Here is a 15,474-nt window from a genome sequence, read left to right on the forward strand (position 1 = left end):
CTTTTAATTAGCAGAGGTTCATCATGAGCAATTCGAAAAAAGTCATCGTCATTACCGGCGCATCCCAAGGCCTCGGCGCAGGCATGGTCAAAGCGTTCCGTGATCTGGATTACAAGGTTGTCGCCACTTCGCGTTCGATCAAGCCGTCTACCGACCCGGACATCCTTACCGTGGCGGGCGACATCGGCGACCCGGCTGTTGCGCAGCAAGTGATCCGTGAAGCGATCGCACGTTTTGGCCGCATCGACACTTTGGTCAACAACGCCGGGATCTTCATCGCCAAGCCGTTCACTGCGTACACCGCTGAAGACTACGCCAATGTGTTGTCGGTGAACTTGAATGGCTTCTTCTACATCACCCAACTCGCGATCACCGAGATGGAAAAGCAAGGCAAAGGCCATGTGGTTAACATCACCACTAGTCTGACGGACCACGCCGTTGATGGTGTGCCATCGGTTCTGGCTTCGCTGACTAAAGGTGGTTTGAATGCAGCGACCAAGTCCTTGGCGATTGAGTACGCCAAGCGCGGGATTCGGGTGAATGCGGTTTCGCCAGGCATCATCAAGACGCCGATGCATGGCGAGGAAACGCATGAAGCGCTGGGGAATCTGCACCCGGTTGGGCATATGGGCGAGATCAGCGACATTGCTCAGGCGGTTGTTTATCTGGATAGCGCGAACTTTGTTACTGGTGAGATTCTGCACGTGGATGGTGGGCAGAGCGCTGGTCACTAAAAGCTTGGCTCACAAATCCCAGAAACAACAAAGCCCTCGTATTTCTACGAGGGCTTTTTTTTACTTCGGGTTCTTATTCCAAGTGCCATTGCGGTTGACGTTTCCAATCGCCAGGAAAGCCCATCAGGCTTAAATTCGTTGATTCCAGATGCTCCATGATTTCTGCGACACGAGGTTTCCACTGGCTGTCGGGACTGATCAAATGGGTTAGATACGCGAGGATCGTCAATACGATATAAAGCCGCTGTTTGGGCTGAGGTCTGCTGGCAGCTGCGTTTGGGATATTCCACTCTTTGGGTAGCGAGGGCCGAATTGAGAGTTCTCTGTTCCATAACCGCGAGTGGTGGGCGCAACAGTTTCGTATGAAGGTCAAGGTGTGGAGCCACGAAGCCAATACATCGAACGGCAGACAGAATCTGGCGGCAATAGCTTTCTTGTCGGCACTTCTGCCTATGGCATTGAATAGGGTGGATACCGTACCGAGACTGAGTTCTTCAAGAATCGCCCATGCGGGCGGCAGTTCGGGAAAGACATAGGTCGCGTCGTAGTATCGAAAATAATTATCACGCATGCGGTTTTCGATTCTCTGCTGCTGAAGGTCGTCGTCCTGTCGCCCTTTCTTGATACGGTCTGTTTCACGTTCGAATTTATTTCGCTCTTTGCTCAACTTGTCTCGAAGGGGGCGTAAGAGTTCGGTGTGCGAATAGGACGAGGAGAACACCGAGGCATTGGCGATCCAGTCAGCCCCATACTTGGGGCACATGTGGCTGCTGATGCTTGCTCGTATGGCGACCTCGACCCTCTCGATGGCGTCCATGGTTATGCGTCGCAACGAGCCATCAAATCGGTAGATGTCGACTACGGCTTTCAGAGTGCTACCGGGTTTGAAGGTATGTTCTGGCCCTTGCTCTTGGAAGGGGCGCATATCGGGGCTCAGGCGAAACAGCGTGACCACTTCGAGGAAACGCATGGCCCGGTCGTTGTTAGCGACTTGCAGGCCTCGTTGCTTTAGCAGTTCCAATTGCTGTTCTACGCTGAGGGCCGGTTTGTCGAAGGACCTCATGTAGCTTTTCTCCAGGCAAAAAAAACCCGCACGATTTGAGCTTGCTGACTGGGTCAACCTAGGCTTGGCGGGTGTGTTGGGGTGCATTATAGGTAGGTGTGAGACCCCGTCAACGTTGCACTGGCGCGAATTTGTAACGTGCAGGTGCGCAGACAATGTTTGGTTTGGCGCTGGAGGCAAGGTTTTGTTGGCTTCTGTAGCAGCCAATGTGTTGGCGTTCCGGGGATTGTCTCCAAACCCCAGAAACAACAAAGCCCTCGTATTTCTACGAGGGCTTTTTGTATGTTGCCCGCAACATTTGCTACAGACAAAAAAGCTCCAAATCTTCGTCGTCGGGGACTTCGTCCGTAACAATCACTCGTGCGTGCGCGCTGTGCTCGTCCTCCATGCGCAACCCGAAGTAGCGGGTATCGTTGGCGTCCCAAAATGCCTCTATCTGCGCCATGGGTGCATGTTCCAGCAGCACCTCGGCGCTGTGCTCCAGGATGATCGAGTAACGTCGTTCGGTGTTCATTACAAAGGGGCTCGCAACGGCGGAGAGGGTTGTGCATAAGCACTGCTGTCATTATGCCGCTTCACAGCTTTTCGACCGTAACCGCTCATCGTTTCGGGGAGGTATGTAGATGCGCGGTATCAGAATTGGATGCGCCCCACAAACAAAAAAGGCCCACCTTTCGGTGAGCCTTTTTCGATGTTGCGTATGGTGCCGGCACCAGGAGTCGAACCCGGGACCTACTGATTACAAGTCAGTTGCTCTACCAACTGAGCTATACCGGCGTGTTGGGCGACGATTATAGCGATTGGATTGGTTCTGTAAACCCCTGAATTCAGACTATTTTTGCGCAGGCGTCAGGTCAGGCGCGCAGCAGGGTTTTCTTGAGTTTCTGGAGGGCTTGCCAGGTGCGGCTGTTTTGCATCGCGCGCAGCTGTGCTTCGGCCTGTTCGGCGCGTTGCAGGGCGGCGGCGAGTTGCTGTTCGGCGTCGCCGACGGGGTGGCTGAAGTTGTGGCCTTTGCAGAACTGGAATTCGTCCAGGTTGCAGGGCGGGATGTCGAAGGCGGGTTTCAGATTCAGATGTTCTTCGGCGAGGTAATAGGTGTTGATGCCGTCGAACAGGATGGACTGATAGCCGGCGTCGGTGACGAGGGTTTCCCAGGTCTGGTCGCGGTCCCACGGGGTTTCGATGAGGATGACCCACGGCCGCCACTGGGTGAAGTCCATGCCGCGCAGCACGGTTTCTTCGTGGCCTTCGACGTCGATTTTCAGGAAGTGGATCGGGCGGCCCTGTGCGTGTTCTTCGCAGATGGAGGTCAGGGTGCGGGACTGGACGGTTTGGCTGCGCACGTCCATGCCGGCATCTTTGTGCATTTGCGCCATGGCCGGGTCGACGGTCGAGAGGCCGGTGCCGGCGATGCCGTAGAAGGTCAGGCTGTCGGCGCTTTCGCCGGCCACGCATTGCAGATTGGTGTCTTTGGGACGTTGCTGGCACAGGGCTTCGTAGTAGTTGGGCATCGGTTCTATGTTGATGCCGGTCCAGCCATGGTCGTAGAACGCTTTGGTGACCGAGTCATGGGTGGGGTCGTTGGCGCCGACGTCGATATAGAAGCCGTTCTCGACGGTTTTGAGGGCGCGCCACAGGCGTATGTCTTCGAAGTTCTGTGCGTAGGAAATGAACGTCACTGTCGCATCCTGTCGGTCGAATTTTCTTGTTCGTGGCCGCGCTGATGGCGTCCTTGCGTGTTTGTATAACAAGAGTCGGGAGGCGGTGCAATTTTCCCCGCCTGAGGTCCGGGTTTAGGCGCTTATGTCCTTTGCGTTGAATGCTTATGCACAACGGCGGCGGTGGCATTCTGCGCTCACCAGTGTTTTTGTGGACCTGTTCTCATTTGTGCGCAAATCCCTGTTTTTCAGGATTTTTTCGTGTGTGTACGAAAAATGAACAGTTCCGTTTCACCCTTGAAACAGCTGTAGATATTGGATCCACGATAATTTCATCAACAGAGTTATCCACAGGCTGTGGCTTTTACGGGCGTTCCGCCAAGAGCAGGAAATTACGTGGCGTGAGCGGGGTTTCGCAGAAGGTCCCGAGGCGAATGTTGTACCCCTGATCGGCAAGGAAAACGGCTCGGTCGAGGACCAGCCAAAGCTCCAACGGGCGTCGGAAAAGTCCGCGCAGCAGCTCCAGATTGCGTACTTGCGCCAAGCGTTGCCATCCAGCGGCTTCGAGAGCGGACCAGTCTTGCGAGCCGACTGTGGATAACTGTTTCAGTGCGGCCAGATGATGGCAGTACTCGGCAAAGGATTTTTCCAGCCAGGCACTCGGCAGTGAGGGGGTAGGCAGGTATTCATCGACGCCGCGCAGTTGCCGTTGCAGCAAGTCGAACCCCAGGCGCCGGGCCATGGAGGTGTCGCGTTGACGTCGCACGCGAGCGCCAGCGGTGACGGTTTCGCTCATGGGCAGGGCGAGATCGTCGAGGGACAGTTGTAGGTCGGATCGCAAACCGACCGAGGAAAGCGGCTGATAGGCCGAATGATTAATCCGGTTATAACAACACGGCGCGATGGCCAACTGTTTGCAACCCGCCGCGCTGGCGAGCTGGATCAGCCGCACATGCAGATCACCGCAGGCGTGCAGCGCCACCGGGGTGTGATCAACATTCAATAAATTCGCGGCGCCAGGCGCGAGCACATCCTGTTCGACGTGCAGCGCCCGCAATTGATGACGCTGGCTGAGTGCCTGCCCGCTGGCCACCAGGGCCGGGTCGTATTCCAGGCAGGTCAGTTGTTGCCCGGTTTGCAGCAAACGCCGACCCAAGTGGCCCTTGCCCGAACACCAGTCCAGCCAATGCTTCGGAGGCACCGCAAAGGACAGGCGACTGGCAAACGCCTCGATCTGTTGCCACTTGCGCCCCGGCACATCGACGTTCAGCCGATGCCCGGCCGCTTGCAGCGAATGCGTCGGTAACTCACCCACAGAACTCAATTCAAGGGACAACGCCGCCAATGAAGCAAACGGCTCCGGCGCATCCAGCAAACAAGGTTGGTTGTGAGCAAGTTCTGCGTCATCCAGCGACCGTCCCCGTAGCCAAAGTGCCAACTCCGGGTAGGACGTTTCCCAAGGCAGTTGCAGATGAGTAAACGGACGAGGTTTCCACAGCGCTTGATGCTTAATCAAGAAAGCATCCAGCGCGGTGAAGCGGGCGAGCAGGTCCTCGCCCGTCAGCACGCGGGAGGAATCAACGCCCTTGGCAGGCATCGACGCGCAACCAGCGCTCCAGCAGCTTGAAGCCGCGAACCAGCACGTAAGCCATCAACAGATAGAACATGCCTGCGGCGAAGAAGATCTCCACCGGCAGGTAGGTCCGGGCAATGATGGTGCGGGCCATGCCGGTCAGTTCCAGCAGGGTCACGGTACTGGCCAGGGCGCTGGCCTTGAGCATCAGGATCACTTCGTTGCTGTAGGCCGGCAGGCCGATGCGCGCGGCACGCGGCAGGATGATGTAGAACAGCGCTTTGGCGCGGGACATGCCCAACGCGCGCGCCGCTTCGATTTCACCCGGCGGAATCGCCTGGATCGCACCGCGCAGGATCTCGGCGATGTAGGCTGCGGTGTGCAGGGTCATGGTCGCGGTGGCGCACCAGAACGGATCGCGCAGGTACGGCCACATCGAGCTGTTACGAATCGCATCGAACTGCGCCAGGCCGTAATAGACGAGGAACAGCTGAACCAGCAACGGCGTGCCACGGAAAAAGAAGATATAGCCGTAGGGAAATGCCCGCACGTACCAAAGCCGCGACGAGCGCGCGATGCCCAACGGAATAGCCAGCAGCAAACCAGCGATCACGGCGATGGCCACCAGTTCCAGGGTCAGCGTTGCGCCTTGGGCCAGTTTCGGCAGCCACTTGATGATGACTTCCCAGTTCATTGGGTGCTCCTCGCGAAGCCGCGAGCGGCACGTCGTTCCATCAAATGCATGCCGCTCATGGCGAGCACGGTCAGGCCCAGGTACATGAACGCGGCCACCATATAGAAGGTGAACGGTTGCTTGGACACGGTCACGCCGATTTGCGCGTGACGCATGATTTCTTCCAGGCCGATGACCGACACCAGCGCGGTGTCTTTCATCAGGATCATGAACAGGTTGCCAAGGCCCGGCAGGGCGATGCGCCACATCTGCGGCATGATCAGTTTGATAAAGATGCGGAATTTCGACAGGCCCAAGGCCACGCCGGCTTCACGGTGACCTTTGGGAATCGCCAGGATCGCGCCGCGAAACACTTCAGTGGCGTAGGCGCCAAAGCACAGCCCCAGTGCGATCACGCCGGCAGCGAAGGCATTGAGTTCGAGATCGGGATTGCCGAAAAACTCGCCCAGGGCACGCATCAGGTTGACCGTGCCGAAGTAGATCAGCAGCACCCAGAGCAATTCCGGGATGCCGCGAACCAGTGTCGAATATGTGCCGCCAAGCCATTGCAACGGCTTGTACGGGGATGTCTTGGCCAAGGCGCCGAGCAAACCGAGCACCAGCCCCAGACACAAGGCCGAGAGTGCCAGTTTTACAGTCATCAGCGCGCCAGCGGCGAGCGCCGGGCCGAATCCGTAGAGATCGATAGTCATGGGTTTCTTTTCAAATCGCGGCAGGCAATGCCATGGACTGGCACCGTTAGCGAACGGCGCCGGTCCGGCAGGTCAGAATCAATAGATGCTGAACGGGAAGTACTTGTCGTTGATTTTCTTGTAGGTGCCGTCTTCGACGATTTCCTTCAGGGCGAGGTTCAGCTTCGCGCGGATCGGGTCGCCTTTACGTACAGCGATACCGATTTTGTCGCTTTCTTCCACAGGGTCGCCCTTGAACTCGTAAGACCGGCCGGCGTCGCTTTTCAGCCATTCGTAGTTGACGTATTTGTCGGCGAGGATGCCGTCCAGACGACCGGAGGTCAGGTCCAGGTAAGCGTTTTCCTGGGTGTCGTAGAGTTTGACTTCGACGCCTTCCATGTTGTCTTCCATCCAGGTACCGGCGAGGGTCGCACGTTGTGCGCCGATCACTTTGCCTTGCAGGGAAGCCTTGTCGGTTTTGAATTCTTTGTCTTTAGGCGCGATGAACTGCAGCTTGTTGGAGTAGTACGGGTCGGTGAAGTCGACCGCTTGCTTGCGCTCGTCGGTGATCGACATCGAGGAGATCAGGAAATCGAACTTCTTGGCGTTCAGGGCCGGAATGATGCCGTCCCAGTCGGACGTGACCACGGTGCATTCGACTTTCATCTTGGCGCACAGGGCGTCGCCGATTTCCTTGTCGAAGCCGACGACATTGCCACTGGCATCTTTGTTGTTGAACGGCGGGTAGGCCGCTTCGATGCCCATCTTCAGGGTTTCGGCCATGGCACCGGCGCTGAACGCCAGGGTGACGGCGGCAGCCAGGAAGACTTTTTTGAAGTTCTGCATGCGGGTAGCTCCGTTAGCGGTTGCTGGACATGAATTGTTTGCAGCGCGCCGAAAGCGGGTTGTCGAACACCTGCTGTGGCGATCCTTGCTCTTCTACCAGGCCCTGGTGGAGGAACACCACTTCGCTGGAGACCTGACGGGCAAAGCCCATTTCATGGGTCACGAGCAACATGGTGCGGCCTTCTTCAGCCAGTGCGCGGATGACATTAAGTACTTCCTGGACCATTTCCGGGTCAAGGGCGGAAGTCGGCTCGTCGAACAGGATCACCTTGGGTTGCATCGCCAACGTGCGGGCGATGGCCGCGCGTTGTTGCTGGCCACCGGACAATTGCGCCGGGTAGGCGTGGCGCTTGTCGGCGATGCCGACCTTGGCCAGCAAGGCTTCGGCGACTTCGATGGCTTCGGCTTTGCTTTGACCGAGCACGCGACGCGGCGCTTCGATGATGTTGTCGAGCACGCTCATGTGCGGCCAGAGATTAAAGTTTTGAAACACAAAACCAATCTCGCTGCGCAGGCGGTTGATCTGCTTGCCATCGGCAGCGACCAGTTCGCCATTCTTCGCGGCCTTGAGTTTGAGTTCTTCGCCAGCCACCAGGATCTGACCCTGGTGCGGGTTTTCCAGCAGATTGATGCAACGCAGGAACGTGGACTTGCCGGAACCGGAAGAACCCAGGATCGAGATCACGTCGCCGTCGCGGGCGGTCAGCGAGATGCCTTTGAGCACCTCAAGCTGTCCGTAGCGTTTGTGCAAGTTGCGGATTTCAAGCGCGGGCGCGGCCTCAGCCATGTGCGTTCCTCATAGTGTTTTGCTCCTGCTGTTGGCAGCCTTCCTGGCGAGGCGGCCAAGCTAGCATAGCGTTTGAATGGCAGCCAACAGCGCGGCGGGCGGTAAACGGACGTGACGTGGCAGGTTGTCGCATCGCTACAGCAGACTGTCGCGCTGCTATCAACCGAACAGCCGTTTGAACCAGTTGCCCGGCGGGTGTCGCGTAAAAAAAGGCGCGATGTTGCCAGCTTTGGCGGGGTGTTGGAAGCGCTAACCGGCCAAACGTTCCTGTTCTGCACTTTTATTGTGCGTCTAGCATTTTCCGGGTGTGTTTCCGGTGCGCAGATTCGTTCTTGAAAGTGGGTCGCAGGGTAACGCTTTGGCAAAGTGCCATTATTTTCAATGGGTTGCGATGACTGTCCGGTCTGGATGAGATCGCCGTGGTAGACGGCTTTGAAACATTTTGGCGCAATTATTGCGTACAGAATCCAGAACGCCCCGTTGGTTTCTTTTTACGAGAAAGAAATTGAGGCGGGATGCACGCATTCGCTTTTCCTTACAAAGGTAGTTTCAATGAGCAGTACCCCAAGCTCCAATGGCCTCGAACAGGGGCTCAAACCGCGTCATGTGACCATGCTGTCGATTGCCGGGGTAATCGGCGCCGGCTTGTTCGTAGGCTCGGGTCACGCCATCGCCGCCGCAGGCCCGGCCGTGCTGCTGGCTTACGCCGCCGCCGGCATGCTGGTCGTATTGGTGATGCGCATGCTCGGCGAAATGGCCGTTGCCTCGCCGGACACCGGCTCCTTCTCGACGTATGCCGATCGCGCGATCGGTCACTGGGCCGGTTTCACCATCGGCTGGTTGTACTGGTGGTTCTGGGTCTTGGTTATCCCGCTGGAAGCCAACGCCGCCGCAACCATCCTGCACGCCTGGTTCCCGAACGTGGCGATCTGGGCTTTCACGCTGATCATCACCCTGCTGCTGACGGTGACTAACCTGTTCAGCGTTAAAAACTACGGTGAGTTCGAATTCTGGTTCGCCCTGATCAAGGTTGTGGCGATCATCGGTTTCATCGCCCTCGGCGTTATGGCTATCTTCGGCTTCTTGCCAAGCAGCCAGGTCAGCGGCGTTTCGCACCTGTTCGACACCCAAGGCTTCCTGCCAAACGGCATGGGCGCGGTACTGGGCGCGATCCTGACCACCATGTTCTCCTTCATGGGCACCGAGATCGTGACCATCGCGGCCGCGGAATCGAAGAACCCTGGTCAGCAAATCTCCAAGGCCACCAATTCGGTGATCTGGCGGATCGGCTTGTTCTACCTCGTATCGATTTTCATCGTTGTGGCCCTGGTGCCATGGAACGACCCGATCCTGGCCAGCGTTGGTTCGTACCAGACTGTGCTTGAGCGCATGGGCATCCCGAATGCCAAGCTGATCGTCGACATCGTGGTTCTGGTTGCTGTGACCAGCTGCCTGAACTCGGCGCTGTACACCGCCTCGCGCATGATGTTCTCCCTGGGCAAGCGCGGTGATGCACCGGCCGTTTCCCAGCGCACCAACAAGAGCGGCACCCCGTACTGGGCCGTCATGCTGTCCACCGGCGCTGCATTCCTCGCGGTATTCGCCAACTACGTGGCCCCGGCCGCGGTGTTCGAATTCCTGCTGGCCAGCTCCGGCGCCATCGCCCTGCTGGTGTACCTGGTGATCGCCATTTCGCAACTGCGCATGCGTAAACAGCGCATGGCTCGCGGTGAGAAAATCGCCTTCAGCATGTGGCTGTTCCCGGGCCTGACCTACGCGGTGATCATCTTCATCGTGGCGGCCCTGACCATCATGTTGTTCCAGGAAGCCCATCGCGTAGAGATTCTCGCGACCGGCCTGCTGGCGCTTTTGGTAGTCGCGGCAGGCGTGCTGGTGGCTCGCCGTCGTCACAATGAGAAGCTGAGCGCAGCCTTGGCGCGCTGAGAGATCTGACTCGAGCCAATTGATGTTGAAACACCGAAACGACCGCCATCAGAGATGATCGCGGTCGTTTTTTTGCCTTTCTTCAAGTGCTTTATTGGGTAGTAAGCGGATAGACACGATGATGGCAAGATAGTAGCCTTTGCGTCGAATGTGTATCCCGCTGTTACGGGATGCGATGGAGTTTCAGGACACGGATTGTTCGACGCCCTCAGCCTTTGCGGCTAAAAGCCCCCCGACCCTTTCTTGCCTGCTCCTTCATCTGCGGTGTGTTCACAGATGCATTTGCGTGTGCCTGCCGTTCAAGCGGTAGATCAGATCAGCGTTGCATGGAGCTAGCCCGGCCATTCAGCCAACCCATTGGGGCATCAAGGAGACAGGCATGGCGTTTACATCGGTTGTGTTCAAAAACCCGAATACCGGTGCCATGAAAGAAGCGCCAATCGGCTTCTCGTGGACCGTATTTTTCTTTGGCTTTTTCCCGGCCTTGTTCCGTGGCGACTTCAAGTGGGCAGCGATCATGTTCGTTGTGGCCTGCTTCACCTTCAGCCTCAGCAACCTCGTGTTCATGTTCATCTACAACAAGCTGTACGTGAAGGACCTGATCAATGACGGTTACAAGGCTCAGTCCATCGCCAAAGGCGAACTGGGCTATGCCAGTGCCAAGCTCGGCTTTGATATCCCGCGTCTGGAAGGTGTTGCTGCCTGATTGTTGGTTTGAAGGCGTAAAAAACGGCTGCTGTCAGTGATGACGAGCGGCCGTTTTTTGTTTCTGCCAAACGCGTTTATTCGCTCTTTTCTTCCTGCGCATCCAGCGTCTGACGATAGCTGTCCAGCGCATTACCGAAGTCGGTGATGAACTGCGGATCGGTCAGCCAGGCCTGAGCCGTTTCCCGGTCCATGCCATCAGCCCACATGCGGTAGTCGAGCAGCATGTCGGCGGCCAGGTGGGTGGCGGCCATGGCTTCGTTGTCGGCGTTTTCCATGTCCAGCAAGTCTGGATGGTCGCTGATGATGCCGGCGAGATCCGACAGCAGGACCTGAAGCATGTCGCTGCGGCTGATGGCTTCGGCGTCGTGCATCTTGCTGAACATCGCCAGGGTGTATTCCGGGATCGGCTCGCCGATTTCGTCCAGGTCATCGTCCAGCGCGGCGGGTTTGCGGCCGTGGATGTTGATTTGCTTGGCTTTGGCCTTTGCGCGCTTGGCGCGTTTCTGTTGCTTGTTCAGGGATGCCATGGGAGCTCAGTTTGCTTTCTGTTGGGTTTGCGCGGCGATGATATCGGACGCTGCGACATAGTCAGCCTGGAAGGCTGGTGATTCGATCCACGCCAGGGCGCCGGCCTCACCGACTTCGGTTGACCATTGGCGGTACTCGATCAGCGCGGCGAGGATGAAGTCCATCGCGCCTTCTTCGCCTTCCTGTTCATAGACCAATTCCAGCAGCGGGTCTTCCAGGAATGCCACGCACATCGCTTGCTGGCTGGTCTTTTCGGCGTCGATCATTTTCTTGAACAACTCGGTCAGGTCCACCGATTCGAAGTCGATGCGATCGTCGTTCGGGTCCAGCTCGACCGGCGCAGCGGCACGTTGGGTGCGGTTCTGCTTGGCCTTGGCTTTGGCGCGGGTGGCGCGTTTGTTCTGCTTGTTGGCGGAGGCCATGGACGTCGTTCCGTAATGTGTTGAGAGGGCTCAGCTGCGCGGGACTCGCCGCCCGGGTGTGTCGGGGGCCAGTTCGGCGTATTGCAGCCAGGACAATGCAATGGGCCATAGTGTGGCTTGGTATGCGCTGCGAAAAAAGGCGAAATGTCCGACTTCTTCTTCGCCGATGTCTTGCGGGGTGATTCGCAGGTGGGTGCGGGTGCTGTGAGTGAAGTAGCCGAGCAGGCGTTCAATGGCCGAAATCGTACCGTAAGGATCGTCGCTGACGCTGATCGCGAGGATGTTTGCGCTGACGCGTTCGAAGGGTAATTGACCGGTTCCGCGATGCAGGCGCCGACCGCTGGGGCGTGTTTCAAAGCGGTCGGTAGGCGTGCTCCAGTCACGAACCACGCCGGCGGGCGTGTCCTCCAGCCAGCCGAGGCGCTTGCCGGGGAAGTAGCCGTGGAGCATCGTCATCAACGGCATCAGCACGTGCCACTTGCCGAACATCCGCCAGCGATGGGCGGGGGCATAGTCGCGCCAGTAAGCGAATTGCGCGCCGACCGTCACCATCCGTCGAATGACATGTCCGGACGCCCCCAGCCCCGCTGCACAGCCGCCAAAGCTGTGGGCAACGACATCGATGGGCTGCCCCGGGAATTCACGCTCAGCGCGCTTGAGCATCGCCTCAAAGTCCAGCGCGCCCCAGTCGGTCCATGAAGCGTCGAGGTTTTTGAGCGAGGCGGGACGAGATTCGCCAATGCCCCGATAATCGTAGGTGATGACATCGAACCCGTTGGCGAACAGGTAATCAGCGAAACGTGAGTAGTGGCGGCAGCGAACCGAGGTCGCGGCGTTGATGATCACGACGGGGCGGGCCGGGTCTGGCGAGGTGTGCCGCCAGGTGAAGCCACCGAGGATGAAGCCGTCTGCGGCGGTCTCCTTGAAGGGAGCGCCGGGTGGGGTGGCAGGCAATGGCAGCTCGATCTGAGTCGGGGCCAGAGCAGGCGTGTCCTTGAAATTCATCGGTGACGTACCTTTGCGCGTAGGTGCCAACGATAGTCTTGATGGTGTTTGTGGACAATCCGCCCATGTCTATCGGCGCTTCGGATTGAGCAGCCGCTCCTCAAGCAGGGTCCGTTCCCGGTCCAGCTCTGCTCGAAGTTCCTCTTCACTCGGTAACACCAGTTTGTACTTGCTGGCGAACAGTTGCTCATGGCCCTCCAGTACCGAAAAGCGCACCACTGATTCATCTTTTTTTGCGCAGAGGATGATGCCGACAGTCGGCCCGTCCTCCGGTCCACGCCGGAGTTCGTCGTACATGCGTACGTACATATCCATCTGGCCAATATCCTGATAGGTCAGTTCGCCGCGCTTCAGATCGAAGATCACAAAGCACTTGAGCAGGTAGTTGTAAAACACCAGGTCGATGTAAAAGTCTTTGCTGTCGGTACTGATGCGTTGCTGACGGGCGATGAAGGCGAAGCCTTTACCCAGTTCGAGCAAGAAGCTCTGAAGGTGGTTGATCAATGCCTGTTCGAGTTCGGTTTCCAGGATCAGGCCCGCATTGGGCAGGCCTAGAAACTCCAGCACAACCTGATCCCGAATGAAGTCTCTTGGGTTACAGACCATTTCCTGAATATTGTTGGCGGCTTCCTCCCTGACAGCGGACCGGTCGCGACTTGCCAGCAGACGTTCGTAATACAGCGTGTTTATCTGGCGCTCCAGAGCGCGACTCGACCAATTCTGAAGGGCTGACTCGTTCATGTACCAATGACGAGCATGGTCGTTGTCGACGCGCAGAAGCCTTCGGTAGTGGGTCCAGCTCAATTCGTGACGCAGTGCGTCACAAATCGGGAAGGCTTGATAGAACTGGCGCATATAGCGAAGGTTGGACGCGTCAAAACCTTTCCCAAACTCGGCAGTCAGGGCTTTGGCCAACGTCGCCAACAACTGCTTCCCATAACCAGCCCTACGAGCCCCCTCCTGCTCGAATTCGACAATATGCCGCCCGATCTGCCAGCAGGTTTGCACTTGAGCCGTATCGACCGCTCGCAGCGCTTTAAGGCGTGCCTGACGGATCAGTTCGCCAAGGTTGTCCACCAATGAGGTGAGTTGTCGGTGTTGCGTGTCATCGGTTCGGACGAGGGTCATGAAGTCTTCCGCGGCTGGAGAAGCAAGCGAAAGAGGATGCCCAGAGCGCATGGGGTAGCGATGCAGTACGCCGCTGCTAATCCGGAAGGAAATGCCGGATACGTTTTGCAGGACCCAGCCCATGACAGGACGTATTTGTGGAATACAGGGTGTAGTCCGTTTCGCAGTGAACCCAAGATCAAATCAATCTAAAACCGGAACGGCGTCTGGGAAATCAAAACTCAAGGGGATGAGAGGGTTCTGAGGAGCCCGGGAGTCGTCATCATGAAACACGTCCATGCATTCATGTTGTCCCTTGTTGCTGTCGGTGTCCTGGCGTTTCCAGCGATGTTGAATGGCGCCAGTCTCGACCCGGTCGATGCTACTGGCGTGCAAGTTCAGCGGCAGGAACAAAACGGGATTTCTTACCTCTCCGGTGGTATCGGCGAGGATGAGGCCAAAGCCATCCAGCAAACGACTGGCTACAACCTGCACATGACCTTCTCGGTCGGTCCGCAAGACGAATACATTCCGGACGTGCAGTTGCTGGTCCAGAACGCTAAAGGGCCGGTGCTGACGCTGAGTCAGGCGGGTCCTCTGGTTTACATCCAATTACCTGCCGGCAAGTACACGGTCGTGGCAACGCGCAACGGTGAAGCGAAACGTGACACGACGGATATAGGCAGTGCTGGCGCGAGGAATCTGGTGTTCCACTGGAACAGTAGTGAATAAGGAAGGCTACAGATCAGACGGGCGGCCACTGGGGGCTGCCCGTCCATTACCCTGAATCAGGCTTGTGTCGTCGAGCCACGCAGGATCAGTTGCTTGCGTTGCTCTTCAGGCAGGTCGTTGATGCAGTAGTTGATGTAGAAAACGTTCAGGAAGAACGTGTAGAACGCGTTCATCCGCAGATCGATTTTGTGTTCGCTGAGGGCATATTCCGACAAGGCATTCTTGGCTTTGAACGCCCAGACGATGTACAGCGCGTTGGAGGCAATGATCAGAATGCCGGACAGCGCATCGAACAGTACCTCACCCGAATTGGACAAAGCGCCGCTCCAGCCAAGGCAGACGGCCAGCCAGATGATGTAGGTGTTGTCGACCAGTTTGATTTTGGTGGTTTCGCTGATTTTCTGATTGGTTCTGACCAGCCACAGCAACAGGTACAGCCCAACGGTTGCGGCCGACAGCAAAACCATATTCAAGGTTTTAGTGTTGATCTTGTCTTTGAGTTCATTGATGTCAGACATAACTGTTCCATGTTCAGGATTTCGAGAGGAGGACGTGCTTGCAAGACTGGCTACATATGTCCAGCAGGGGAGGGCAGTGTTTTGCGGGGAGGGGGTGAAAAAGCACGCACTCCATGCGCTGTCTCGATCCTGTATCGACTGATTCGGATGCGGGGGCATCGGGATCAATGTAGGTCGTCTTCCATGTAACGGAAAAAATAATAGCACGGAGCCATCATCGAGCCAGAGCAATAAAGGTGGATTTGTTTTTCAGGGGGGATGCACTGCAGGTTTCAGAGGCGGTTATCAAATCGCAGGCATAAAAAAACCCTGAATCTTGCGATTCAGGGTTTTCGGTATTTGGTGCCCAGAGACGGAATCGAACCGCCGACACGGGGATTTTCAATCCCCTGCTCTACCGACTGAGCTATCTGGGCAACGGGGCGCATTAAACTGGTTTTTCAGGGGGTCGTCAAGAAAGTTTTCAAAAAAAATTTAATTATTA

The 15,474-nt window shown here is 57.1% G+C and carries 17 protein-coding genes and 2 tRNA genes; 4 read left to right on the plus strand and 15 right to left on the minus strand.

What is annotated here, in order from left to right; genetic code table 11:
- The first annotated feature begins 23 nt into the window (after positions 1–23).
- Positions 24–734 (plus strand): SDR family NAD(P)-dependent oxidoreductase, encoded by a 711-nt coding sequence (locus ACWKV5_RS08525; RefSeq protein ID WP_483840937.1) that lies wholly within the window; start codon positions 24–26, stop codon positions 732–734.
- Positions 735–807: 73 nt separating this feature from the next.
- Here the strand turns inward: ACWKV5_RS08525 and ACWKV5_RS08530 are convergent, their stop codons facing one another.
- The 9 genes from ACWKV5_RS08530 to ACWKV5_RS08570 form a co-directional block, all read right to left on the minus strand.
- Entirely contained in the window at positions 808–1,797 is a 990-nt protein-coding gene (locus tag ACWKV5_RS08530; RefSeq protein WP_483840938.1) for an Abi family protein, read from the minus strand.
- 301 nt (positions 1,798–2,098) lie between these two features.
- A complete protein-coding gene (locus tag ACWKV5_RS08535; protein ID WP_483840939.1) occupies positions 2,099–2,311 on the minus strand; it encodes a hypothetical protein in 213 nt (70 codons plus the stop codon).
- 187 nt (positions 2,312–2,498) lie between these two features.
- A tRNA-Thr gene (locus tag ACWKV5_RS08540) sits at positions 2,499–2,574 on the minus strand.
- A 77-nt stretch (positions 2,575–2,651) separates the two neighbouring features.
- Positions 2,652–3,476, minus strand: a complete 825-nt coding sequence (locus tag ACWKV5_RS08545) for an FkbM family methyltransferase (RefSeq protein WP_483840940.1) — start codon at positions 3,474–3,476, stop codon at positions 2,652–2,654.
- A gap of 343 nt (positions 3,477–3,819) precedes the next feature.
- A complete protein-coding gene (locus ACWKV5_RS08550; protein ID WP_483840941.1) occupies positions 3,820–5,052 on the minus strand; it encodes a methyltransferase in 1,233 nt (410 codons plus the stop codon).
- Positions 5,033–5,722, minus strand: coding sequence for an ABC transporter permease (locus ACWKV5_RS08555; RefSeq protein ID WP_123435418.1), 690 nt, complete (start codon positions 5,720–5,722; stop codon positions 5,033–5,035). The genes ACWKV5_RS08550 and ACWKV5_RS08555 overlap by 20 nt, the downstream gene beginning before the upstream one ends.
- On the minus strand, positions 5,719–6,414 hold the full coding sequence (locus ACWKV5_RS08560; protein WP_483840942.1) for an ABC transporter permease: 696 nt from the start codon (positions 6,412–6,414) through the stop codon (positions 5,719–5,721). Before ACWKV5_RS08560 ends, ACWKV5_RS08555 begins: the two co-directional genes overlap by 4 nt.
- Positions 6,415–6,492: 78 nt before the next feature.
- On the minus strand, positions 6,493–7,239 hold the full coding sequence (locus ACWKV5_RS08565; RefSeq protein WP_140668107.1) for an ABC transporter substrate-binding protein: 747 nt from the start codon (positions 7,237–7,239) through the stop codon (positions 6,493–6,495).
- 13 nt (positions 7,240–7,252) lie between these two features.
- Positions 7,253–8,026 (minus strand): ABC transporter ATP-binding protein, encoded by a 774-nt coding sequence (locus ACWKV5_RS08570; protein ID WP_483840943.1) that lies wholly within the window; start codon positions 8,024–8,026, stop codon positions 7,253–7,255.
- Between the two features lie 552 nt (positions 8,027–8,578).
- Here ACWKV5_RS08570 and gabP point away from each other — a divergent pair.
- Positions 8,579–9,970, plus strand: coding sequence for a GABA permease (gabP, locus tag ACWKV5_RS08575; RefSeq protein WP_027922188.1), 1,392 nt, complete (start codon positions 8,579–8,581; stop codon positions 9,968–9,970).
- A gap of 379 nt (positions 9,971–10,349) precedes the next feature.
- Positions 10,350–10,676: a hypothetical protein gene (locus ACWKV5_RS08580; RefSeq protein ID WP_027922187.1), complete on the plus strand. Its 327-nt coding sequence runs from the start codon at positions 10,350–10,352 to the stop codon at positions 10,674–10,676.
- Between the two features lie 76 nt (positions 10,677–10,752).
- On the opposite strand, the gene ACWKV5_RS08585 is transcribed toward ACWKV5_RS08580, so the two are convergent.
- The 4 genes from ACWKV5_RS08585 to ACWKV5_RS08600 form a co-directional block, all read right to left on the minus strand.
- Positions 10,753–11,205: a hypothetical protein gene (locus ACWKV5_RS08585; protein ID WP_483840944.1), complete on the minus strand. Its 453-nt coding sequence runs from the start codon at positions 11,203–11,205 to the stop codon at positions 10,753–10,755.
- A gap of 6 nt (positions 11,206–11,211) precedes the next feature.
- Positions 11,212–11,628, minus strand: coding sequence for a hypothetical protein (locus ACWKV5_RS08590; RefSeq protein WP_483840945.1), 417 nt, complete (start codon positions 11,626–11,628; stop codon positions 11,212–11,214).
- A gap of 30 nt (positions 11,629–11,658) precedes the next feature.
- Positions 11,659–12,633, minus strand: coding sequence for an alpha/beta hydrolase family protein (locus tag ACWKV5_RS08595; protein WP_483840946.1), 975 nt, complete (start codon positions 12,631–12,633; stop codon positions 11,659–11,661).
- Positions 12,634–12,702: 69 nt separating this feature from the next.
- Complete coding sequence (locus ACWKV5_RS08600; protein WP_483841185.1) at positions 12,703–13,761, minus strand: PDDEXK nuclease domain-containing protein; 1,059 nt, start codon at positions 13,759–13,761, stop codon at positions 12,703–12,705.
- A 264-nt stretch (positions 13,762–14,025) separates the two neighbouring features.
- On the opposite strand from ACWKV5_RS08600, the gene ACWKV5_RS08605 reads away from it, so the two are divergent.
- Positions 14,026–14,472, plus strand: coding sequence for a carboxypeptidase regulatory-like domain-containing protein (locus ACWKV5_RS08605; protein WP_483840947.1), 447 nt, complete (start codon positions 14,026–14,028; stop codon positions 14,470–14,472).
- A 56-nt stretch (positions 14,473–14,528) separates the two neighbouring features.
- On the opposite strand, the gene ACWKV5_RS08610 is transcribed toward ACWKV5_RS08605, so the two are convergent.
- Complete coding sequence (locus tag ACWKV5_RS08610; RefSeq protein WP_483840948.1) at positions 14,529–14,990, minus strand: DUF4234 domain-containing protein; 462 nt, start codon at positions 14,988–14,990, stop codon at positions 14,529–14,531.
- A gap of 340 nt (positions 14,991–15,330) precedes the next feature.
- Positions 15,331–15,406 (minus strand) — tRNA-Phe (locus tag ACWKV5_RS08615).
- Positions 15,407–15,474: the final 68 nt, after the last annotated feature.

The organism is Pseudomonas oplopanacis (assembly GCF_057128725.1).

What these genes read in the sequence shown, in the direction of transcription:
- ACWKV5_RS08555 (WP_123435418.1), bottom strand. Translation starts at nt 5,722, where the DNA reads ATGAACTGGGAAGTCATCATCAAGTGGCTGCCGAAACTGGCCCAAGGC.
- ACWKV5_RS08610 (WP_483840948.1), bottom strand. Translation starts at nt 14,990, where the DNA reads ATGTCTGACATCAATGAACTCAAAGACAAGATCAACACTAAAACCTTG.
- ACWKV5_RS08580 (WP_027922187.1), top strand. Translation starts at nt 10,350, where the DNA reads ATGGCGTTTACATCGGTTGTGTTCAAAAACCCGAATACCGGTGCCATG.
- ACWKV5_RS08605 (WP_483840947.1), top strand. Translation starts at nt 14,026, where the DNA reads ATGAAACACGTCCATGCATTCATGTTGTCCCTTGTTGCTGTCGGTGTC.
- ACWKV5_RS08600 (WP_483841185.1), bottom strand. Translation starts at nt 13,761, where the DNA reads ATGACCCTCGTCCGAACCGATGACACGCAACACCGACAACTCACCTCA.
- ACWKV5_RS08550 (WP_483840941.1), bottom strand. Translation starts at nt 5,052, where the DNA reads ATGCCTGCCAAGGGCGTTGATTCCTCCCGCGTGCTGACGGGCGAGGAC.
- ACWKV5_RS08530 (WP_483840938.1), bottom strand. Translation starts at nt 1,797, where the DNA reads ATGAGGTCCTTCGACAAACCGGCCCTCAGCGTAGAACAGCAATTGGAA.
- gabP (WP_027922188.1), top strand. Translation starts at nt 8,579, where the DNA reads ATGAGCAGTACCCCAAGCTCCAATGGCCTCGAACAGGGGCTCAAACCG.
- ACWKV5_RS08535 (WP_483840939.1), bottom strand. Translation starts at nt 2,311, where the DNA reads ATGAACACCGAACGACGTTACTCGATCATCCTGGAGCACAGCGCCGAG.
- ACWKV5_RS08565 (WP_140668107.1), bottom strand. Translation starts at nt 7,239, where the DNA reads ATGCAGAACTTCAAAAAAGTCTTCCTGGCTGCCGCCGTCACCCTGGCG.
- ACWKV5_RS08570 (WP_483840943.1), bottom strand. Translation starts at nt 8,026, where the DNA reads ATGGCTGAGGCCGCGCCCGCGCTTGAAATCCGCAACTTGCACAAACGC.
- ACWKV5_RS08525 (WP_483840937.1), top strand. Translation starts at nt 24, where the DNA reads ATGAGCAATTCGAAAAAAGTCATCGTCATTACCGGCGCATCCCAAGGC.
- ACWKV5_RS08560 (WP_483840942.1), bottom strand. Translation starts at nt 6,414, where the DNA reads ATGACTATCGATCTCTACGGATTCGGCCCGGCGCTCGCCGCTGGCGCG.
- ACWKV5_RS08585 (WP_483840944.1), bottom strand. Translation starts at nt 11,205, where the DNA reads ATGGCATCCCTGAACAAGCAACAGAAACGCGCCAAGCGCGCAAAGGCC.
- ACWKV5_RS08595 (WP_483840946.1), bottom strand. Translation starts at nt 12,633, where the DNA reads ATGAATTTCAAGGACACGCCTGCTCTGGCCCCGACTCAGATCGAGCTG.
- ACWKV5_RS08590 (WP_483840945.1), bottom strand. Translation starts at nt 11,628, where the DNA reads ATGGCCTCCGCCAACAAGCAGAACAAACGCGCCACCCGCGCCAAAGCC.